The sequence below is a fragment of the Nocardia sp. SYP-A9097 genome, from assembly GCF_009649815.1.
Taxonomy (GTDB): Bacteria; Actinomycetota; Actinomycetes; order Mycobacteriales; family Mycobacteriaceae; genus Nocardia.
The window spans coordinates 446916-467438 of the sequence record NZ_WJIC01000004.1 but is presented as its reverse complement, the minus strand read 5'-3'; the positions used below and the strand labels follow the sequence as shown (position 1 = coordinate 467438).

General features: G+C 65.6%; 25 protein-coding genes and 2 pseudogenes. 18 read left to right on the top strand and 9 right to left on the bottom strand.

Annotated features, from left to right (window positions below):
• Positions 1–105: 105 nt before the first annotated feature.
• Entirely contained in the window at positions 106–1284 is a 1179-nt protein-coding gene (locus GFY24_RS12305; RefSeq protein ID WP_153805113.1) for an ROK family protein, read from the bottom strand.
• A 134-nt stretch (positions 1285–1418) separates the two neighbouring features.
• Between GFY24_RS12305 and GFY24_RS12300 the strand changes: the two genes are divergently transcribed.
• The 3 genes from GFY24_RS12300 to GFY24_RS12290 are packed head-to-tail and all read left to right on the top strand — an operon-like array spanning position 1419 to position 4927.
• The gene (locus tag GFY24_RS12300; RefSeq protein ID WP_153805112.1) at positions 1419–2876 is read left to right on the top strand and encodes an APC family permease; all 1458 of its coding nucleotides are present in this window, start codon (positions 1419–1421) and stop codon (positions 2874–2876) included.
• A 60-nt stretch (positions 2877–2936) separates the two neighbouring features.
• A complete protein-coding gene (locus tag GFY24_RS12295; RefSeq protein WP_153805111.1) occupies positions 2937–3866 on the top strand; it encodes an ROK family protein in 930 nt (309 codons plus the stop codon).
• Between the two features lie 23 nt (positions 3867–3889).
• Positions 3890–4927, top strand: coding sequence for an SIS domain-containing protein (locus tag GFY24_RS12290; RefSeq protein ID WP_153805110.1), 1038 nt, complete (start codon positions 3890–3892; stop codon positions 4925–4927).
• Between the two features lie 3 nt (positions 4928–4930).
• Here the strand turns inward: GFY24_RS12290 and GFY24_RS12285 are convergent, their stop codons facing one another.
• Positions 4931–5395 carry a hypothetical protein gene (locus GFY24_RS12285; protein WP_153805109.1) on the bottom strand — a complete coding sequence of 155 codons (465 nt, stop codon included), beginning with the start codon at positions 5393–5395 and terminating at the stop codon, positions 4931–4933.
• 188 nt (positions 5396–5583) lie between these two features.
• On the opposite strand from GFY24_RS12285, the gene GFY24_RS12280 reads away from it, so the two are divergent.
• Both GFY24_RS12280 and GFY24_RS12275 read left to right on the top strand, forming a co-directional pair.
• The gene (locus tag GFY24_RS12280) at positions 5584–5991 is read left to right on the top strand and encodes a hypothetical protein (protein WP_153805108.1); all 408 of its coding nucleotides are present in this window, start codon (positions 5584–5586) and stop codon (positions 5989–5991) included.
• Between the two features lie 421 nt (positions 5992–6412).
• Complete coding sequence (locus GFY24_RS12275) at positions 6413–8125, top strand: DEAD/DEAH box helicase (RefSeq protein WP_153805107.1); 1713 nt, start codon at positions 6413–6415, stop codon at positions 8123–8125.
• 326 nt (positions 8126–8451) lie between these two features.
• Here the strand turns inward: GFY24_RS12275 and GFY24_RS12270 are convergent, their stop codons facing one another.
• Positions 8452–8865: an SRPBCC family protein gene (locus GFY24_RS12270; protein ID WP_153805106.1), complete on the bottom strand. Its 414-nt coding sequence runs from the start codon at positions 8863–8865 to the stop codon at positions 8452–8454.
• 577 nt (positions 8866–9442) lie between these two features.
• On the opposite strand from GFY24_RS12270, the gene GFY24_RS12265 reads away from it, so the two are divergent.
• The 3 genes from GFY24_RS12265 (at position 9443) to GFY24_RS12255 (ending at position 11604) form a co-directional block, all read left to right on the top strand.
• Positions 9443–9967, top strand: a complete 525-nt coding sequence (locus GFY24_RS12265; RefSeq protein WP_309230758.1) for an Ltp family lipoprotein — start codon at positions 9443–9445, stop codon at positions 9965–9967.
• A gap of 636 nt (positions 9968–10603) precedes the next feature.
• Positions 10604–11227: a hypothetical protein gene (locus tag GFY24_RS12260; RefSeq protein ID WP_194852834.1), complete on the top strand. Its 624-nt coding sequence runs from the start codon at positions 10604–10606 to the stop codon at positions 11225–11227.
• 14 nt (positions 11228–11241) lie between these two features.
• Complete coding sequence (locus GFY24_RS12255) at positions 11242–11604, top strand: hypothetical protein (RefSeq protein ID WP_153805105.1); 363 nt, start codon at positions 11242–11244, stop codon at positions 11602–11604.
• A 37-nt stretch (positions 11605–11641) separates the two neighbouring features.
• On the opposite strand, the gene GFY24_RS43675 is transcribed toward GFY24_RS12255, so the two are convergent.
• Entirely contained in the window at positions 11642–11830 is a 189-nt protein-coding gene (locus GFY24_RS43675; protein ID WP_375336027.1) for a pentapeptide repeat-containing protein, read from the bottom strand.
• On the opposite strand from GFY24_RS43675, the pseudogene GFY24_RS12250 reads away from it, so the two are divergent.
• Positions 11766–11957: pseudogene (locus GFY24_RS12250) on the top strand (AarF/ABC1/UbiB kinase family protein); the annotation flags it as partial. The gene GFY24_RS43675 and the pseudogene GFY24_RS12250 sit on opposite strands and share 65 nt — an antisense overlap.
• Positions 11958–11960: 3 nt before the next feature.
• Here GFY24_RS12250 and GFY24_RS12245 read toward each other — a convergent pair.
• On the bottom strand, positions 11961–13328 hold the full coding sequence (locus GFY24_RS12245; protein ID WP_153805104.1) for an FAD-dependent oxidoreductase: 1368 nt from the start codon (positions 13326–13328) through the stop codon (positions 11961–11963).
• A gap of 995 nt (positions 13329–14323) precedes the next feature.
• On the opposite strand from GFY24_RS12245, the gene GFY24_RS12240 reads away from it, so the two are divergent.
• Positions 14324–14494, top strand: coding sequence for a hypothetical protein (locus tag GFY24_RS12240; protein WP_153805103.1), 171 nt, complete (start codon positions 14324–14326; stop codon positions 14492–14494).
• 112 nt (positions 14495–14606) lie between these two features.
• Here GFY24_RS12240 and GFY24_RS12235 read toward each other — a convergent pair whose 3' ends face one another.
• The 3 genes from GFY24_RS12235 to GFY24_RS41085 all read right to left on the bottom strand — a co-directional run bounded on the left by GFY24_RS12235 (position 14607) and on the right by GFY24_RS41085 (position 16123).
• Entirely contained in the window at positions 14607–14807 is a 201-nt protein-coding gene (locus tag GFY24_RS12235; protein ID WP_153805102.1) for a hypothetical protein, read from the bottom strand.
• 199 nt (positions 14808–15006) lie between these two features.
• A complete protein-coding gene (locus tag GFY24_RS12230; protein WP_153805101.1) occupies positions 15007–15696 on the bottom strand; it encodes a transposase in 690 nt (229 codons plus the stop codon).
• Between the two features lie 79 nt (positions 15697–15775).
• Entirely contained in the window at positions 15776–16123 is a 348-nt protein-coding gene (locus GFY24_RS41085) for a hypothetical protein (RefSeq protein ID WP_194852842.1), read from the bottom strand.
• Here GFY24_RS41085 and GFY24_RS43670 point away from each other — a divergent pair.
• The 4 genes and pseudogenes from GFY24_RS43670 to GFY24_RS12210 all read left to right on the top strand — a co-directional run.
• A pseudogene (locus tag GFY24_RS43670) lies at positions 16098–16169 on the top strand (hypothetical protein); the annotation flags it as partial. The gene GFY24_RS41085 and the pseudogene GFY24_RS43670 sit on opposite strands and share 26 nt — an antisense overlap.
• 101 nt (positions 16170–16270) lie before the next feature.
• Positions 16271–16393 (top strand): hypothetical protein, encoded by a 123-nt coding sequence (locus GFY24_RS42920; protein ID WP_255458636.1) that lies wholly within the window; start codon positions 16271–16273, stop codon positions 16391–16393.
• A gap of 27 nt (positions 16394–16420) precedes the next feature.
• A complete protein-coding gene (locus GFY24_RS12215; RefSeq protein ID WP_153805098.1) occupies positions 16421–16654 on the top strand; it encodes a hypothetical protein in 234 nt (77 codons plus the stop codon).
• A 134-nt stretch (positions 16655–16788) separates the two neighbouring features.
• Positions 16789–17283, top strand: a complete 495-nt coding sequence (locus tag GFY24_RS12210; protein WP_228566200.1) for a hypothetical protein — start codon at positions 16789–16791, stop codon at positions 17281–17283.
• Positions 17284–17319: 36 nt separating this feature from the next.
• Here the strand turns inward: GFY24_RS12210 and GFY24_RS12205 are convergent, their stop codons facing one another.
• Positions 17320–18036, bottom strand: coding sequence for an AIM24 family protein (locus tag GFY24_RS12205; protein ID WP_153805097.1), 717 nt, complete (start codon positions 18034–18036; stop codon positions 17320–17322).
• A 133-nt stretch (positions 18037–18169) separates the two neighbouring features.
• Between GFY24_RS12205 and GFY24_RS12200 the strand changes: the two genes are divergently transcribed.
• Genes GFY24_RS12200 through GFY24_RS12185 form a run of 4 tightly spaced genes read left to right on the top strand, consistent with a single transcriptional unit; the run spans position 18170 to position 20316 of the window.
• A complete protein-coding gene (locus GFY24_RS12200) occupies positions 18170–18961 on the top strand; it encodes a heavy metal-binding domain-containing protein (protein WP_309230757.1) in 792 nt (263 codons plus the stop codon).
• Between the two features lie 3 nt (positions 18962–18964).
• Positions 18965–19333 carry a DUF5073 family protein gene (locus GFY24_RS12195; RefSeq protein ID WP_153805096.1) on the top strand — a complete coding sequence of 123 codons (369 nt, stop codon included), beginning with the start codon at positions 18965–18967 and terminating at the stop codon, positions 19331–19333.
• Positions 19334–19360: 27 nt separating this feature from the next.
• Entirely contained in the window at positions 19361–20164 is an 804-nt protein-coding gene (locus GFY24_RS12190) for a transglutaminase family protein (protein ID WP_309230756.1), read from the top strand.
• On the top strand, positions 20161–20316 hold the full coding sequence (locus GFY24_RS12185; protein ID WP_153805095.1) for a hypothetical protein: 156 nt from the start codon (positions 20161–20163) through the stop codon (positions 20314–20316). Before GFY24_RS12190 ends, GFY24_RS12185 begins: the two co-directional genes overlap by 4 nt.
• Positions 20317–20523: the final 207 nt, after the last annotated feature.

Genomic DNA, 20523 nt, shown 5'->3' with positions numbered 1-20523 from the left:
GTCGATGCCGAAGTCGATATGCGGCTTGGAGAGCCCGGAGTGGCCGATGAGCATCTGCGGTTCGCCGATATACAGCGTCGGGTGCCGAAGTAGCCGACGATCAGCTCAGTTCCCGGCCCGGCGATCGAATACCTGTGGCCGGGCAATCCGCAGGGCGGTGGCGATAGCGCCGAGCAGTACCGCGTCATCACCCAATTCGCTGGAGGCGACCTGCGGGCGCAGCGGGGTGGAGCGTTGCAGGGCGGCGCGCACCTCATCGAGGTAGAGGTCGGCGCTGTGGCCGAGTCCACCGCCCAGGGCGATCACGTCCGGATCCAGTACCGCGGTGACGGCGGCGACCACCAAAGCGACCCTTTCCCCTTCCTGCCGAACGACATTCGCGGCGATCGGATGCCCCGCCCGCGCCTGCTCGAAGACAAGTTTGGCGGTGAGCCTTCCGGTCATGCCTTGTGCGCGTGCGGCTTTGACTACCGCCTCGGCCGAGACCGCCTCCTCCAGCGCACCCCGGCGCGGCGCCTCCGTCTCGGGCGCGCCGAAAGTCGTCGGCAGGAAGCCGACCTCACCGGCCGCACCGTGCGCACCGGTGAAAAGCTCACCCTGCGAGACGATTCCGACGCCGAGCCCGGTACCGATCAGCACGTAGACGAAGAGGCGGCTGCCGCGCCCGGCACCGAAGACGTACTCCCCCAGGGCCGCCAGATTGGCATCATTGTGCACCGACAGTTCCGGTCCGCCCAGGCGTTCGCGAATGGTGTCGAGCAGTCCGGCCCGCCCCCAGCCGGGCAGGTTCACCGCGAAGTGCATGCGCCCGTCCTGCGGGTCGAAGACACCGGGACTGCCCAGCGCCGCGTGGATCACCTGATCGGCGGTGACCCCCGCGGTCTCGCACACCTGCTCGGCGGCCGACACGGCGATATCTGCGACGGCAATGGCGGTCCGCGCCTTATTGGCTATATCGGTGCGGGCCAGCACCTTTCCGGAGAGATCGGCGACTGCCGCGCGCAGGTTGGCGCGGCCGATATCGATGCCGAGCACGTATCCGGCGGTGGGGTCCGGCTCGTAGAGCACGGCGGTGCGCCCGCGCTCGGGCACCATCGTGCCCATCTCCCGGACCAGGCCGTTGCGCTGTAGCGCGGCAAGGGCACTGGACACGGTCGGCTTGGAAAGCCCGGTGTCCCTGGCGAGTTGGGCACGGCTCGCCGGGCCCGCATTGCGTAGCTGTTCGAGCAGTAACCACTCGTTATTGCTGCGCAGGCGTTGCCGATTCCAGGGGACTTCTTCCATCGCCTTCCGTTTCTCGCTCGTGTCGTCCGATCAACTCTAGGCAAACGAATCCTGACGACCTCTTGACGGCAATAGTAAAGGAACTTAACTTTACTAAACCACTCGCCCGCTCCGCTCCCACCGGAGGAAGCCCCATGTCCGGTCCCCGTCAACTCCCCCGAAGAATCGGCCTGTTCCAGGCCACCGCCATCAACATGAGTCAGATGGTCGGCATCGGCCCCTTCGTCACGATTCCGCTCATGGTCGCCGCGTTCGGCGGCCCGCACGCCGTCATCGGCTTCATCGCGGGCGCGGTCCTCGCCCTCGTCGACGGCCTCATCTGGGCCGAACTCGGTGCCGCCATGCCCGGCGCGGGCGGCACCTACGTCTATCTGAAGCAGGCTTTCCAGTACCGCAGCGGACGGCTCATGCCATTCCTGTTCGTCTGGACCGCAATGCTTTTCATCCCGCTCATCATGTCCACCGGGGTGCAGGGGCTGGTGCAGTACCTGACCTATCTGTGGCCGTCCATGAGCAATACCCAGGGCGATATCGTCGGCGTCGCGGTGGTGGCGCTGGTGATCGCGCTGCTGTGGCGGCGGGTGGACAGCATCGGCAAGATCACCGTCGTCATGTGGGCGGTCATGATCATCTCGGTGGCCGCGGTCATCCTGGCTTCCTTCACGCACTTCCACGCGAGCATGGCCTTCGACTGGCCCGATAACGCAATCGACTTGGGCAGCAACACCTTCTGGCTGGGCTTCGCCTCCGGTCTGACCATCGGCATCTACGACTATCTCGGATACAACACCTCCGCGTACCTCGGTGCCGAACTGAAGAATCCGGGCCGGGTGCTGCCGCGCTCGATCATCTTCGCCATCCTCGGCGTCATGTGCATCTATCTGCTCATGCAGATCGGCGTACTGGGCGTGACCAATTGGAAGGACATGCTCGATCCGGACAATGTGGCATCCCGCTCGGTGGCCTCCGCCGTATTGGAGACGACCATGGGTAAGGGTGCGGCGCAGGTCGTCACCGGGCTCATCCTGATCACCGCGTTCGCCTCGGTCTTCACCGGACTGCTCGGCGGCTCCCGGGTACCGTTCGACGCCGCGCACGACCGGGTGTTCTTCAAGTCGTTCGGCCGGCTGCATCCCAAGCATCAGTTCCCGGTGCTGGGACTGATCGCCATGGGCGTGGTCACCGCGGGCGGATTCCTGCTCGCCCGGCATATCGGCACCTCGGCCACGCATCCGCCACTGACAGTGCTGATTTCGCTACTCACCACCGTCATGGTGATCGTGCAGGCCCTCGCGCAGATCGCCGCCGTGATCGTATTGCGCAGGCGGCAACCGGATCTCGTGCGCCCGTACAGGATGTTCCTGTATCCGCTACCCGCGGTGGTGGCCGCGGTCGGCTGGCTGGCCATCTACGGCTATGCCGATAAATCGAATCCGGGTGTGCATCCCATCGAATGGTCGCTCGCATGGGTCGGGCTGGGCGTCATCGCCTTCCTGATCTGGGCGCGCGCCGAGGGCGTATGGCCGTTCGGTCCCAAGGAGATTCAGGAGGAGTACCTGCATCCCGAACCCGCCGACACCGTCGCCGACTGACTCGCCCCGCCGGGCCGCCACCTGCGCGGCGGCCCGGCCCGAACGCACCGAGGATTCCGAATGCCGCACGCAGCCAGCGAATTCGCCGTCATGGGCGTCGATTTCGGCGGTACCAAAACCGATATCGCGCTCGCTGATTCGCACGGCACGATATTGCTGCGCGAACGCCTGGACACCCGGACGGACCTCGGACCCGACCACATCCTGGGCCGCACCGCCGAAACCGTCCGACGACTCGAACAGGCCGCGCGTGAGGGGCATGGTCTGCCCGTCACCGGATGGGCGGCGGTATGTCCCGGGATTATCCGGGCCGACGGCATCCAGTTGACTCCCAATCTGCCCGGTTGGGAGACACTGGCGCTGTCGGCCCGGCTCGCAAGCGAATTCGGCGTACCCGAGGTGCGGGTCGGCAATGACGTGCGGGCCGCGGCACTGGCCGAACTGCGGTTCGGCGCGCTGCGCGGTATCGATACCGGGATATATGTCAGCCTCGGAACCGGGATCGCCGCCGCGCTGATTGTCGGCGGGCAGGTGATTGCGGGAGCGCATCAGGCCGCCGGGGAGATCGGGTATATGAATCCCGGCGGCGCTCCGGTCGGCGCGGTCGCCGCCGGGCACGCCCCGCTGGAGGAGTTGGTGGCCGGGCGCGGGCTCGGACAGCGCGCCTCGGCCCTGCTCGGCGAGCCCGTGACCAGTGCCGAACTCTTCCGCCGCAATGATCCGCGGGCACAAGAGTTCGTGCGGCACAGCCTGGAAACCCTCGCCATGGCGCTGGCCAATCTCGCGGTATTCGTCGACCCCGCGCGCATTGTGATCGGCGGCGGAATGATGGCCGCCGCCGATGTCATCCTCCCGGCGCTCACCGAAATGGTCACCTCGGCCACCGCCTTCCCACCCGAATTCCGTGCCGCGCATTTTCTCGAGGACGCCTCCCTGCACGGCGCGGTAGCCCTGGCACTGAACACCGAAACCACCACTCCCCCAAACTGATTGACCACCTCTGGAGGACCCCGATGAACCCCACCCGGCTCGGCCGCCTGATGGAAGCCGAGATGCGCGATCAGCCGCGAGTGCTCGCCGCGCTCGCGGATCGCTTCAACTCGATCGGCAATGCCGTTGCCGCGCTTTTCGATTCGGGTGCGCCGGTCGGTGTCGCCTTCCTGGCGCGCGGCTCCTCCGATAATGCCGCGCTGCTGGGTCGATACGCGGTCGAGTTGCAGACCGGGCTGCCCACCTGCCTGGTCGCGCCGAGTGTGGCCACGGTCTACGGCCGTGAGCCCGCCGGATTCGGGGGCTGGCTGCTGATCGCGCTGTCCCAGTCCGGGCGCACGCCGGAGATCGTCGATCTGACCCGGCGCTATGTCGCGGCGGGAGCGAAAGTCGTAGCGGTGACCAATGATCCGGACTCCGCCCTCGCACGGACCGCGCACTACACCGTTGCGCTGGAGGCCGGACCCGAGCGCGCGGTGCCCGCCACCAAGACGGTCACCGGTCAGATGCTGGCGGTCCTCGCCATCGCCTCGGGCCTGGGCCCCGGCGGTGTGACCCAGCGTGCGGCCGCCGAATTGCCCGCGGCCGCAGCCGATCTGCTCGCCGATACCGAAGCCGTGGACCGCGCCGCCGCACTCTTGGCCACCGTCGACCGGCTGGCCGTGGTCGGCCGTAGCGCCTGCTATCCGGCCGCGCTGGAGACCGCGCTCAAACTGCAGGAGACCACCGGCGTCATGGCGCACGGCTTCTCCAGCGCAGATTTCCGGCACGGGCCGATCGCGGTCACCGGTCCCGGCACACCCGCGGTTTTGCTGGCGGGTTCGGGTCCCGCCGATACCGACACCCTCGAACTGCGCGCACCACTCACCGCCCGCTACGCGCCGATTGTGCTGGCGGGCACCGCGATCGAAGCCTCGATCGGCTGGCCCGCGCTGGGTCATCTGGGCGAGTGCGTGCTGGCCACCATTCGGGGCCAGCAACTCGCACTCGCCGTCTCACGAGAATTGGGAATAGACGCCGATCACCCCTCGGGATTGGCGAAAGTCACCCTGACTCATTGAGGGCTACGCGAGGTCGATATTTCCCGAGCAGTTCACCGGCGGGACCGGGATCAAACCGGTGTTGACCACCGAAAGATCAATGCGCACATTGCCCGAACCCGTCGGCAGGTTCATGAAGTAGACGGTGCTGCCGCTGCCGAACATCGAGGACATCGGCGAGAAACCGGTCACCGAGCCGCTCGCTCCCGTCGCGGTATTGGTCCAGGTGAGCGTCGGGGTGGTGCCGTAACCGCCCCAGATGCTCGCGCCGGTGTGCACGGTGAAGGAGGCGACGCCGGGCGGCAGACCGTACTGCGACATGATCACCTGGGCGCTGTACGGCACATCGACGACGTTAGGGCTGAGCCCGATACAGCTCATATTGACCAGCGCAGAATCCGCTGCCGAGGCGGTCCCCGCGCCCAGCGACACCATTCCCGCCAATGCGGCGACACCCACCGAGACCACCGACTTCCTGGAAACCGACATACCTACCCCTTCTCGCTTGCTGCCCCGACCGCCGCACCCCAGCCTAGAAGTCGAACAACCTCAGCACTATTCGACACATGCCCCTATTTTCATGGCCCATCAGCACACTGTCAGTGGACTGTCAGCGCGCCCGGCCACCGTGGGAACCACGCCGAACAAGGCACCGAATCCCACAAAGGAGCACTCCGATGAGCACCATCACCCTCAGCAAGGCAGACACCCGCACCCTGCAGACCGCCGCCTACGGTGTGGTCACTCTGCTGGCCGCCGCCGATCCGGGCATGATCTCCTCCACCCGGATCAGCACCTCCGCCGCCAATGCGCTGCGCACCGCCACCGGTTTGGTCGGCCACGCTCTCAATGACAAGCCCAAGCCGAATCTGAAGGCCGCCACACTGGCAGGGGTTGCCGATCTGGTCTTCCCCGCGCTCACCGAATCCATCCGGTTGCTCACCGAGAAGTCGCCGACCGAGGCCGAGAATTTCCGCCGCACCATTGCCACCGCCATTGCCACAGCGGCGCAGACCCGGGGTGGCCGGCCCCATCCGACCACCGCCGAACTCATCCGCAAGATCAACTCCGCGCTGGCGAGCTGAACCCGGAAGCACTGGTTGCCCGGAGGTAACAGACCGATCTGTACCCATGATTTCGCGGGTAGTCGGGCGGGCTGATACCGACGGGCAGGCAGGGCGATGACGTTCATCGATGGGGTTTCGAACGCGGTGTATCAGTATCTGATCGGCGCGTCGGGAAATGTGGTTGTCGGGTGGTTGCTGTCCGCGATCGGGAGGTAGGCCCGGCGGGAGCAACCGACATCACAGGTGGGCAATGGCCGGGATGTTCGTGCGCTGGGCTATGGTTGTAGCCGTTGAGTAGCGCGATCTTGCATACTCTTCTCCGTCGTGGATGTCTTTTCTTCGCGTCGGCCACGCAGCGAGGTCAGCAAGTGCGGACAAACAAACAGTCCGGCACGCCCCTGCGATTCACCCCGATGCTCGAAAGGCACCAGGAACCTTTATGACTTCTTCTTCAACGAGCCCCACCGCGTCTTTCGCCGACTTCGGCGTGCGCGCCGCACTGGTCGACGCCCTCGCGGCGGAGGGCATTCTCGCGCCCATGCCCATTCAGGCCGCCACGCTGACCGATGTGATCGCCGGACGCGATGTGCTCGCTCGCGGGCGGACCGGTAGCGGTAAGACGCTCGCCTTCTCCGTTCCCATGGTCGAGCGGCTGGCCGCCGGCGGCGGCACCCGTAAGCCGGGGCAGCCGATCGGTTTGATTCTCGCGCCGACCCGTGAGCTCGCCACCCAGATCGCGGTTGCGCTGGAGCCCATGGTGAAAGCGTGCGGATTGCGCGTGACCACCGTTTTCGGTGGCGTGCCGCAGAATCGGCAGGCCAAGGCGCTCAAGGCCGGTGTCGATATTGTCGTCGCGTGCCCCGGGCGGCTCGAGGATTTGATGAAACAGCGTCTGGTGGCGCTGGATTCGGTGCGGATCACCGTGCTGGACGAAGCCGACCATATGGCGGATCTGGGCTTCCTGCCCGGCGTGACGCGCATTCTCGCGGCCACCCCCGCCGATGGGCAGCGGCTGCTGTTCTCCGCGACCCTGGACAACGGCGTGGACAAACTGGTGAAGCGGTTCATGCGGAATCCGTTGTCGCACAGCGTGGACGAGGCGCATTCGCCGGTTCCGGATATGACCCACCATGTGTTCGAGGTCAATGGCGCGGACGCCAAGCGCGATCTCGTCAACACCCTGGCCTCGGGCGAGGGTCGCCGAATCCTCTTCATGCGCACCAAGCATCACGCGCGCCGCCTCGCCAAGCAGCTGACGGCCGCGGGCATTCCCGCCACCGATCTGCACGGCAACCTCTCGCAGGCGGCCCGCGACCGCAACCTGGCCGCCTTCGCCGAGGGCACCGCCCGCGTCCTGGTCGCCACCGATGTGGCCGCACGCGGCGTGCACGTGGACGATGTCGAACTCGTCGTCCATGTCGACCCGCCCGCCGAACACAAGGCGTACCTGCACCGTTCGGGCCGTACCGCCCGCGCCGGCAGCTCCGGCGACGTGGTCACGGTCGTGCTCCCCGAGCAGCGCAAGGATGTCGCCTTCCTGCTCCGCAAGGCCGGCATCGACACCAAACCACAACAGGTGACGGCCAATTCGGCTCCGGTCACCACCCTGGTCGGCCCCATCGCGCCACTGGTGACCCCGCGCGCCGACGCCCCCCGCATCGACGACCGCGACGATCAGCCCGCCCGCCGTGGCGGCGCCCGTCGCGGCAGCCAGTCCCGCATGGCCAAGGCCCGCGCCGGCGGCAATGACCGTGGCGCAGGAGAATACGGCTCACGCGGCAACGGCGGCACCCGCGACTCCGCCCGCGGCGACGGCAGCTCACGCCGAAATGGCAGCCCCCGCAACGGTTCCGCCGAAAGCCGCTCCGACTCCACCCGTGGCACGGGCGCTCCCCGCACCCGCGGCACCGGCGCCCCCACCACCCGTGGCACCGGTGCCCATGGTGCCGACCGCCGCGCCACCGCCGGCCCGGCCCCCCGCACCGGCAGCACCGCCCGCCGTACGGCAACTCCCGACCGCGCCCCCGCAACCGGCAACGGCCGCCCCGCCCGCACCGAGGATCGCGCGACAGCCGCGAATGGAGCCCCGGCCCGCCGCCGCGCCTCCCGCCCCCAGGCATCCGCCACCCGCGACCAGTCCGGCCGCCACTGACCCTCAGCAAAACAATCCAATACGAGCCCGGCCCGCCTCACTTTCAGAGGCGGGCCGGGCTCGTTCCACACACATGCCGACCCGAAAGCGCTGCGCGGCCGCTCAATCGAGCGGTGTGTCCTCGTTCCCGGGGACTGGGAGTAGGTGTCGAAGCCGATGGCGTAGGAGCTGTCGGCGGGGTTCGACCATCACGTTGAAGGCATGGCCGACGATCATGCCCAAATGATTCTCCAGGCTGCATTCCGCAGGTGAACGCATCCGGCGACCTGCGTGTCCGCCGAACGCACCATAATGCCGATGACCGGACCCCGGACCGGCCGATCCGGTCAACCCAGCTCTTGCTGCGAAAAGTCGGCAAAGTCGTCGACCCACCCTCGCAACTCGTCCTCCAGTTTCGATGGCGAGTACAGGACTCCTATGCCTACTCCGCTCATCGACTCCTCGGCAACGAGCATGGAAGTGCTGCCGGTCAGTGGAATGATCGTGTTCCGGTGGATTGCGGTGAACCACAGGAATTTTCCCCTCCATGACACCTCCTGCCCCGGAGTGACTACCGCCAAGGTAGACCTCAAGGCCGCGCCAGACGATGTCCATCGGAACGGCGTTCCTGCCGAGATCGGCCCATCGACCGACATCTTGGTGATCGATTTACGCACGTCCGGCCAGCGAGGCAAGTCCGCCAGTACTCGAAAAACAGTCGCCGAGTCCGCGTTCACGGCCGTCTCGACGCGTACACGCACTCAGGTATCGGGATCTACTCGACCCTGCAACAAATATCCCTGTGCATCAGCAGATGTGAGCATTACTCTCCTTTGTGAGCACTGGTCTCACTTCGGAGAATATCCGCAGGTCTATTGAACCGCAAGATCGGCAGGAGAGAGCACAGACCGCGCTACCCCCGACGCGGGCATGCAACGAAATCCACTGGGCTGCTGCCTATCACGACTTCGACAGAGCGTGATGGCGTATCAGCTCGGCGATGAGGGCACCCGCCACTGCGGTCCAACCTTTGGCGCCGCCGAACGCACGCTATTGCCGCATAGCGCGCTGCGCAGTTCGGACAGCGCCGCACGGCGAAAGATCAACCGGCCGTTCGGTTCTGAGCACATACGCAGGCCACCCGGTCGGCCGGGCGACGTGTTACGCCGAGTCCGCGCCGACGCGGTCCCGTAGATGCTCAGGGGACATGAACTGCCATCCCACCGACATCCCGTGCCTAACCGGCACTCACCGCACCTAACCGGCTAACAACACTCTGACGTCAGCAGATGGCACGACTGCATGATGCTCCACCCATCACCTGATGAATGGACACCCGTGAACACACCCACCCGCGTCGAGCCGTTCCCCACCCCACAGCCCAGTTACCTGTCGGCCGCAGACGCGCCGAAGAAGCAGAAGAAATGGGTGTGGCTGGTCGGCGCCCCCGTACTGGCTCTCGCCCTGGCGGCACCCGGAGGGAACGGCGCTGCGGCCGCGGCCGAAGTCGCTCAGCCGGATATCGCGGCGCCCGTATCGACACTCGTGGTCGAATTCTCCCCGGCCAAGCAGGACATCACCTCCAGCCAGCGCAACGCCATCCGGTCTGCCCAGCAGTACCTCGACTACTCTGCCTTCTCCCGCAGCGGTCTGATTCACCAGCTCGAGTACGAAGACTTCTCCACCGCAGACGCTACGTTCGCAGTGGACAGCCTGAATGTGGACTGGAACGAGCAGGCGGCAAAGAGCGCCAAGCAGTACCTCGAGTACACCTCGTTCTCTCGGTCCGGACTGATCGATCAGCTGGTGTACGACGGCTTTACGCGCGCCCAGGCCGAGTACGGGGCCAATGCCTCCTACTGACAATCTCTTTCGGCAGTAGACCCTGTTGGCGAGAAGCGAGCACTGCGGCGCGCGGCCGGTCGTAGTGCTCGCGTGGGCGCGGCGCGTGGGGTTTTCATCACCACCAAAGCGTTCACGTCGGGTGCCCGGGCTAAACCGGTCTGGCTTCAGTCAGCGGGAGTGAGCGATAATGCCGCTTACGGGGCGGCTCGGATCGGCCGAGCCGCAGGCCAGCCGAACGCACCCGCATGCCGAATACAGTGCATACGAGGACATCTACTCGATGTGCCAGCCGCTTCTTATGGGTGTATTCGGGGGGATGTCGGGTGTGCGAAGGCAGAGAAACTCGCCAACGGCGACTGGGCGAGAACTCCGTTGCCTGCCAGGCTGTCCCGGTAGAGGTCACGCGATGGTGGTAGATCGCCAACAGCGTTCGCGTTCGACCGGTGATCCCTGGAACCCACCATCGTGTTCCGAACACCGACCGCCGGGTAGGTCCTTGCTTGCAGGGCTGTGACCTTCGGATTCCTCTCGAGCCTGTCCGAAGACCGCTCTGCGAGGGGAGAATTCGTAGGGAGGACCCGAGCGGCCGGATGTAGGGGGGAGCCATGCGGTTCAGATATCACACCGGATCGTCGCCGGCAGGGCGTGAGTGAGGTGACCGCGTTCCTGCAGCAGTTACCTGCGCTGGTCGGGGTGCTGCTCGGTGCCGCTGCGACCTATCTGTCGACCTCGGCAGCCGAGCGGGCGCGGTGGCGCCGAGCCCAAGCGATCCGCTGGGACGAGAAGAGGCTGACTGCCTACACCGAGTACGCCTACGCCGTGAAAAAGGTAATCGGTATCTCGGTCCGCATTGCCGCACACCAGGGAATACACCCCGATAGCAACAAACTCCCACTCGACGAGGGTGTCGACGCCCTCGCCGCCGCGGAGCACGAGAGAACGATGAGATGGGAATCCGTCCTGATGCTCGCGAGCGAGGATGCGATCACCGCCGCGCGGGCATGGCATGAAAGCGCCTACAGTCTGCAGTTGATCGCGGTCGGCCGAATCACCGGCGCGGCGTGGCCAGAAGCCGTCGAGGCGACCAGCCAAGCCCGCCGCAAGTACTACGAGGTAGTACGCAAAGACATCGGCCTCGCCATCCGGGGTTCTTCGCAAAGCTATGAATGGCAACTGGCCAGGTTCATCCAGATCGCCCGTGAGCCAGATACGCCTGTCCCACCGCCTGCGCCAAACCCCGAACTGCCGCCCCCCGCACCCGCGCCAGCGCCGTCGTAAGGGGATAGTTGCCGGTGGACATCTTCTGGGATCTGTCCATCCCCGACGCCCTCGACCACCTCATCGATGGTCGGGCTGACGCTGCGGGCGAATGGGCGGGCTGTGCGTACAACACGGCCCTCCAGATCATCATCGCCTGCAACAGTTCCGAACCCGAAGAGGTCGGGTGCTTCCGCAATCCCATTGCCTACTTCAGCGAGTTGGACGACGAGCTGGGACGTTGCGGTGTGCCCCCCGAACTACGGCCCTTCCAGTACCTCTTCGCTGGGCCACCCGCCGAGATTCCGGATTCGGTACGACAATGTGGTGGTCGACAACGGGCCGATTCCGCCGTGGCCCTTCGGCGGCACGGGCTCATCGTTCTGAACGCGGAATAGCGGGTTCAGTTGGGGGTGAAGGTATCTGCAAGGCCGGTCAGGACCGGGCGGTCGCGTCCTCGAACACGGCGGCGCCGGAGAAGATCGCGCGCTCGAACCGGACGGCACCAGAGAATCGGGCAGCGCTGAAGTCGATGTCTTCGAGGTGTGTCTCCGGCAACGCCGGGATACAGCGCCAGATGCTGCCACTCGAGCACGTCTTCTCCCGCCGCGCCGACTTCCTCACGTCCGGCACCTTGGGACACCTGCAGAGCACCAACAACTGGTACCGGATCGGCCAGGAATGGTTCTTCCATCGCCCAGCGTGCACAGAGATCGGCCGCGAGATCGCCCGCTGGCGGGCCGGGCGCTGAAACCTACCTCGCCACAACGCCTTCGGCGGCCATTGCCTCTGCGGCGGCACGTTCCCCCGACCGCACCGCACCGTCGATCCAGCCGCACATGATCGCCGAGCTCTCACTCCCGGCCCAGTGGATCCGCCCGCACGGGGTGCGTAGCGCGTGACCGAACTCGGTGAGCACACCCGGTGGCGCATGACTGATCATTCCACCGCCGGAGTAGCGCTCGACCGTCCAGTTCTGCTCGTGGTAGCTGACCGGGGACGAGGCCTTCGCCCCGAACCGGTCGACCAGTTCGTTGATCACCACAGCTTTACGTTCCGCCGGATCGAGTAGCCCAAGCTTGCGAGCCGCGGGACCTTCGGTGATCACGCACATGATGCCAGGAGTGCCGGTGTCCGTGCAGGCGTCGATGGTCAGAGTGGCCGGGCTGCCGGGCGCGGCCGACTGTCCACACAGGCCGTCAGCGCGCCAGAACGCGGTGTCGTAGACGACCGAGATCTTGTAGACGGCACCACTGGGCATGCGCCGGTGCAGGAAGGCGCGGTCGACGGGAAGCATTGGCTCGTAGGCGATTTGCGTGGCGACGGCCAACGGCACGGCGACGATCGCGTGCCGAGCGCGGACGGTGAGCCGCTCGGAGTGGACGCTGACGCCGTCCTCGTCCTGCGCAATGAGGTCCACCGGTCTCGAAAGATGCAGCGCGTCACCGAGTTCGGCGGCCATCGGCCCATAGATCGCACCCATACCGCCGTGCACCCTGGCGTCCTGGGCGCCGTCCTTGTTGGAGATGACGAACACCGGCCCGCCGCCCGAGCCCATCTGGTGCAGCGCCCACAACAACGACACCTCCGAGGCGGCCGAGGTGTAAATGCCGGCGAACGCCATGTCGAGCATCTCGCGCGCCTGATGGGAGTGAATATTTCGACTCAGCCACTCCCCCAGGGAGATTCGATCCCACTCGCTGGCCTTCTTGGCCTCCCACGGAGCGTCGAACGGGATCGACTTGCACATCTGCCCGACCTCGAACAGGCCAGCTCCGAGGTTGGCGATCGCCCACGGGCTCATCGCCCAGGGAATGGTGCCGGAGTAACGGTGCTTCTTGCCGTCGACGATCATCATCGCGTCGCCGTCGACATACTCCTTGTATTCGGTCACGCTGAATTCAGCCATCAGGGCCTTGATACGGTCCTGCCCGGGGCCGACCCACGCGCCGCCGCGATCGATCCAGGTCCCGTCGGGCAGGAACTCGGTGAAGGTGCGACCTCCGACCCGGTCACGCGCCTCCAGCAGAGCGACCGAGCGGCCGGCCTGCTTCAGCCGCAGCGCGGCGGTCAATCCCGCGAAACCCGCGCCCACGATACAAAAATCGACATCGGCTGCCATGAGTCGCCCCTTCGTCCGGAAGTTCCGCACTCGCACCACGTGTCGCCGCCATTACGTGAGGTGACTGGGCCAGCTCGTCACCGCAGGGTCTGGCATAGCCAAAGTACGCCGCGCGCCAGTCTCAGTATCGGGATTCGCAGGAAATCTACGCATGTGAGGACGTGCCCCGCGTGTTCGAAGCCGGTCGCGCCGGGTGACCCGACCTTGCAGGAGGAAACACGATGAGACATCGAGGTGTGCGGCGTGACGGGGTGGGCGAGCACGTCGTTCACGCATCGACGTGGAAGGAAGCCGATGCCCTCCTCGGCCAGGCAATGGGAACGGGAACCGCGGCATTCATCTATCAGCTCTCCGAACTGGTGGACATGGTCGAGCACGTTCACGTCGGTGAAGCTTCAAGTGGCCGGTTGGGTGGGAGTAGGGGTCTCGATTGCCGAACGCTGGGATGTGCGTTTGGGACCGGCAGAGTCGAGACACCTACCCATCATCTCCGGGCGAACCCCCAGCACTCGGCGACGACGACCACTGTAGACGGGGAAAGACGGCGCAACAGTGACCTTTTGTGCCAGAAACCCGGGTTTTGGCAACCTCTCAGTGAATCTCTACCCGGGCTGGCTCGCGCCGGATGTCGGTCGGCGAACAAGCCCAGGCAGGTGAACTCCCGTGCCGGTCTTGCACCGGTGATGGGGTGGCGGGGCCGGGTGGATCGGGAGTCTGGGCGATCCACCCGGCGGGGTGAGGCGAAACGGTCGCGGCGGAGTAACCGAACCTGAGCGCCGCCGTGTGTCCCCGATCAGCTCACCCTTCGCCGGACCGTACTGGCCGCCGAGGTCCGAGCAGGTCGATTCCTCGCCTGCTGACACGAATCGAGAGTGCTGTCGGCACAGAAAGTCATAGATAGCTGTGAAGAAGCTGCCCCGTGGGCGAGGGCAGGGTGCAGAATGCCGGGCAACGCCAGTCCAGACCCGCGGCAGCACTTCCGAGAGGGGACAGAAGTGAGCGGCACGATCGAAGCGACAGCTGGTCACCGGCTGCTCGAAGAGGTTCTCACTCGCTACGACAGCATCGACGCCTTCTGCACCCGCCTGCACGTTGCGCTGGATGCACCCACCGATGTACTTCCCGCCCTACCGAACTCGACGGTCGGGCGGAATCGGCTTCGATAGCCAGGACCGAACAGGCGTGCTTGGTAGACGTTCGGAAAACGATGGCTGACGACGTCCTCGGGCGTCGTGGTCCTCGATGGTGCAGATGTCGAAGCAGCTGTTGTGGTGCGGGTCAGATCCGTCGGTGCTCTCGCAGGGTTCGGATGGCGGCCAGGGTGGTCAGGCCGCGCCATTCCACGGTCTGGCCGGCAAAGTAGTGCAGGAAGTCGAAGTCCCAGCCGCCGTCGTCGAGTTGTTCGTGTTCGAGTCGCTGCAGTTCGGCGGTAATCGTGGAGTCGTCGAACAGGGCCCGGCTCGGGCGAGCTGCTGACATTTCGGAAGGCCTGTACCAGGTTGCCCAGGTCCTCGGAGCGGACAACCTGGCCGCACCACATGCGGATACATCAACTTCACGAGCAGGCGAACGCCCACTTCTGCCACCGACCGGAACCGGCCAGCGCGATACTCCGAAAGATCAATGGGCTGAGCACCGCTCGGCCACCGGCAAGTGCACGATAATGGCGCCCCTTCAGTCAAGACGACGATGTGCGTGCGGAGTTAGGCTGTTTGGTGGGTCCGGGATGTGGCTTGTCCGAAGGATCGGTGTTCGGGTTGAATCCGGTCGCGCTGGAGTGTGTAGTCGTTCCCGATTGCCCTCCCGGGCCTGCCAATTCATGTCTGTCCTGATCAGCGAGCATGCATGTGAAGACGGCATTCGATAGCCGCCGCTTCAAGGCCCGCAACGCTTCCTTCGAGGTCTTGCCCGCGAGTCGTTTGCGGTCGTAGTAGGCGCGACCGGTGGTGCGGCGACGCAACTGGACCACGGCCATGATGTGCAGCACCCGATTGATCTTGCGGTTGCCCGAGCGGGAAAGGCGGTGCCGCTGCTGGTCACCGGAAGAGGCATCCAATGGTGCGGTGCCGTTCCAGGACGCGAACCGGTCCCGGGTCGCGAAGCGATGAATATTACCAATATCAGCCAAAAGCCTTGCCGCGCTGGAGGGCCCGATCCCGTTGAGATCCATCAACGTCGAGCCGCGGTCGGCGATCAGCCCCCGCAATTCCTTGTCGGAGGCCTTGATCTTTCCGTCGATGACCTCGAGCTCGTCGACCTGCTCACTCACCAGACGTTTCTGGACTCGTTCGACTGGCCCGTCGGCGGTGATCGAAGTCAGCAGGGTGCGGGCTTGGGTGGCGGAGTGAGGTACTCCCCTGTCCACCATTCGGGGGGAACCTCAGACACCATTCGAGGGTTCGCCGCCTGGTGTGGAATAACTACCAGCCTGTAACCCGCGCCAAAGGTCAGTACGGATCGTCGTCGAGAACGACCGGCGGCCCGACCGGTCGGCCCTCTTTAATGTCCTCGACCAGGTCCATTACGCCACCGACTACTTGCTCGACTGGCTGGCCGCACTGGTACTGCACTGCCTCGGAGTCGAGGACGGCCAAAATAAGAGCCACCTCGTCGAGGGTTGGTGGTGGGTCGAGGGTGGAGCTCACCGCCCCGTAGACATCCGCGACGCCGAGCTCGACCGAACCCCCCGCCGCCGCTCGGGAGTTGGCGGTGCTGCACCAGGCTCGACGAGAGCCCGTAAAAGCGGAGCGCTTCAGCGAAATCGACTGTATGCGAGCCTGTCTCGTGCATGACATCGACTGCTGGGTCGCGTCGCGGTTGCCGATCGCCCATGGCGGGGCGCGGCGGCATACAGAGTCGGTCGGTGTCGTGATCGATCGCCTCGCCCGCTTCTGGGTACTGGCACACGCCACCCTGAAACCAGGCACAGACCCGAGTGCGAAATGCACCACGCCTGGAAGCGATTGGCCGAACTGGCGGAAGGCTATGACGACCTGGCCCTCGAGGTATCCATCGGCGCCCGCCGACTACCGGATATGGGCTCCCCCAACGATTCCGAGGAATGACCGAGTCCGAAAGCGAAGGTGTTGAAGATGATCGGTGAAGGAATGTTCTTCCTGCTCGGCATCGCCACCGGCGGCACCGGCCTGTGGCTGGCGACGGTGGCGGCAACCGTCAGAAGCACGCGTCCCGAGACATATGGCAACGGCTGGACCGTGGAGTCGATCCGGTCTCGGATCGAGCAGGAGCGGACTGGCGACAGCAAGGTTCTGTCCAATTCTCCTCTCGTACCGCGTCATTCGGGAGGCTCGCGCCATACTGAGTAGGCACGCGTGCACGCACGAAGGGGGATGGCGTGATCAGCGTTCTCGTTGCCGCCGTCGGAGTTCTCGGTACCGCACTCGGTTCCGCGCTGACCGCGTTCATCGCCGCTAGAGCGGATGCACGTCGGCACGCTGCGTTGGAACGGCAGCAGATCCGTCAGGAAATCGCGCAGGGGAATGATCAAGTCCGCGAAGTGCGGCTCGAGCATCTTCGGTGGCGCCGGGAACGCCGCCAGCACGCTTATCTCGAACTGCTCGAGGCTTTGAGCGCCGCGGACCGGGCGAATCAGCACTACTTTCGCGGGCTACAGGGTGCCACCGGGCCGACACAGGTTGACGAAGCTCGCCTGGCCGAGATTCGACAGCTGTTCAAGAACGCCGAACAGGTCTTCTACAAGGTGGTGCTTGAAGGACCACCTGATGTTGCGGAGGCGGCGCAGAGGCTGATTGATCACTGCGGTTCCTTGATCGGCGAGGTCCGAGAATTCGCGGGGGCGCAAGCGGAGATGGTCGTCGACTTGGTCGATCGTAGTGACGCGGTCGAGATGGCGGGCCGGTCCTTCATGGCCACGCAACGCGAGTTCCTCAGCACCGCCAGTAGCGCACTCGATGAGATTGCCGACGTGTCCTGAACATCAGAAGTCCGTAGGCGCCGACCCTTTGCACCGCTAGCGGCGGAGGGGTCCGGTGGGGAGGGTGGCGTCGAGGCCCAAGTAGGGGATTAGGGCGTGGGCGAGGGTGGGGAGGGGCATGCTTTGGAGGGTTATTTCGCCTGGGCCGGTTAGGGCTATGAGGAAGAAGCCGTCGGCGCCGAAGAGTTTGTTGCGGATGCCGGGGACCGTGGTGATCTTGAATTTCACGGATTGGTCGAACATGCCTACGTGGTCGGGGTGGACGAGCATGGTTTCGCCGGGGGCGAGGGTGTAGCGGGTGAGTTCGCCGGAGAGTTCGATCCAGGCTCGGCCTTCGCCTTCGAGGCATTGCAGGCGGAAGCCCTCGCCGCCGAACAGGCCGCTGCGGACCGATTGTTGTAGCGCCACACTGACTGTCACGCCGGGGATGCTGGCGAGCCAGCCGTGCCGGTGCACGTAGACGCGGCGTTTGGGGCCGATATCGACGGGGATGATGTGGCCGGGGACCTTGGTGGCGAAGGCGACCAGGCCGGTTCCGGTGGTGGCCTGGTAGCGGGTCATGAACAGGCTCGCGCCGCCCGCGACCCGTTTGAGTGCGTTCATGATGCCGCCGCCGACCGCGCTGGTGGTCTGGGACATGGCGATATTCGTTGTCATCCAGGACAATTCGCCGTGCGGAGTGATTACCGACTCCCCCGGGTCGAGTTGTATCTCGAGCACCGGCATGACGCTGCCCCTGATATCTGCCCGCATACCCGCTCCCGGTTCCGACGCATCCGCCAGCTTACGGCGGTGCGGTTCGCCGCGCCGCTGCTCGCGCGATCGCCGGGCGCGGGCGGATTCGGCGTCGTACAGTGGCGATGGTCGTCTACGGAAGGCGGGAATCGTGCAACCGAATCCACCGTTGGAACCGACCGCGAGTGAACGGCTCTCGCATGCGGGGCGCATCTTCACCTCGGACCTGTCCGTCAATGAGTTCGCGCTATTACATGGCGCGGGGTTCGAGCCCATCGATCTGGTGATGGGGGTGTCGGTCTATCACGTCGGGTTCCAGTTCACCGGAATTCGCCAGCAGATGGAGCTCACGGTTTTGACCGAGGCAACCTATCGGGCCAGGTGGAATGCCATGACCCGAATGCAGGCCGAGGCGGACGCACTGCATGCCGATGGGGTGGTCGGGGTGCGGCTGGAGTGGCGGCATCTGGGGGCCGAGGCCAGCCATCTGGAGTTCATCGCCGTGGGTACCGCGGTGCGATATACCCAGGAGCCGGGGAGGTTTCGCAGGCCGAACGGGCAGGCGTTCACCAGTCATCTGTCCGGACAGGACATGGTGACGCTGATGCGTTCGGGGTTCGCGCCGGTGGCGTTCGTCATGGGAAATTGCGTATTCCATGTGGCCGTACAGGGTTTCATGCAGTCGCTGCGCCAGCTCGGCAACAACGTCGAGATGCCGCAGTGGACGCAGGGCAATTATCAGGCCCGCGAATTGGCCATGTCGCGGATGCAGGCCGAGGCCGAGCGCGATGGCGGTATCGGGGTGACCGGGGTGGAGTTCCAGATCCAGAACTATGCCTGGGGTCATCACACGGTCGAGTTCTATGCGGCGGGAACGGCCTTGCGCCGCACCGGAACCGGCGAGACCATCACCCCGCAGTTCGTGCTGCCGATGGGCGACTGACCGATGACCTTCGATTCGGACCGTGCGGCCCAGGTGATCGCCGCCGCGCTGCACGGTCCCGGCGGGGTCGGGCTGGTGTTCAATGTGTTCGGCTCGGTACCGGGTGCGGTGCGCACCCCGGCCAAGAGCGGCCTGTTCCGCTCCGAACCCGAACGGCTGCAACTGGGTTCGTGGCGCTACGAGGTGACCGGTGATCAGCGTATCCGGGCCGCGCACGTGGTGAACGGCATCGTGCTGGCCGAGGAGGTGCTGACCGCCGCCGCGGTGGGTCCGCATGTGGCGCGAGCGCTCTCGGATCTGGTGGAGGGTTTCGGCACACCTGCGCTCCCACAGATCGCCGCCGCGCTGGAGGTCTTGGAAACTGTGGGCTGAGCGGCTCCGAACTGGGAGTATTAGGGGGTGAAGCGCGACGTCTCCACCCATCTCGACGTCCAGATCCATGCCGATACCGAACTCGAATTCCAGATTGCCGTGGCCCGGCAGCCGGGCATCGAACTGAGCGAATCATTGACCTTCGAGCTGAACGGCTGGAACCAGATCGCCCGGGAGGTCCCGGGGCCACACGGCGCGCGCATTCACGTATTACGCTGTGGCGCGGGCAATTTGCAGGCGCATTACAGTGCCACCGTGATCGGCGCGGCGCTCGCCGATCCGCCGTCGGAGTACGATCTCTCGCTCTACTCCCGCCCGAGCCGCTTCGCCGAATCCGATCGGCTACTCGCCTTCGCGGCCACCGAATTCGGTTGCGGCATAGACAATCCAGACGCTCCCGCACGAATAGCCGACTGGGTGGGCCGCCGCATCCGCTACACCCCCGGCAGCAGCACCCCCAGCGACGGCGCGGTGGAGACGCTACTGTCCGGTGCCGGCGTCTGCCGCGACTTCGCGCACCTCACCGTGGCCCTACTGCGCGCGATAGGCGTCCCCGCCCGCGTCGCCTCGGCCTACGCACCGGGCATTGTCCCGATGGACTTCCATTCCGTCCCAGAGGCTTACGTGCGGGGAGCCTGGCAGGTATTCGACCCCACCCGCCTGGCCCCCCGCTCCGCCCTGGCCCGAATAGCCACCGGCCGCGACGCCTCCGATATCGCCTTCCTCGGTAATCACGGCGGCGATATCAGCATCAACGGCTTATGGGTCAATGCCTTCATCGATGGCCCCCTCCCCTTCGACGACTTCGATCACCCACTCACCTTGGCGTGAACGCCCGCACCCCGGGTGATGCCGAGGGCGACGATCACCGCACTCACCGCGAGCAGTACGCATTCAACAATGTCCCGGCGCTGGAATCGCTCGACCCGCAGCAGCGCCGGGACCTCTACGCCCTACTGCGACAGGCGATCGCGGGCCGTTAGGTCACGCACTGCCGGGGTGCCCGGGGTACTCCGCGCCGGCCGCCCGCTCGCGAGTGGGACCGCCGCACCAGATCCTGCCCCCTTCGCAGGATCTGGTGCGCTATTCGAGGATGACTCAGGGCGGGGTGGAGATCACCTCAAAGAGGAACGGAGCGGGTGGAAAATGACTGGTGGGTGGGGTGTTTCGCGGTCTGAAAGGAGTTTCCG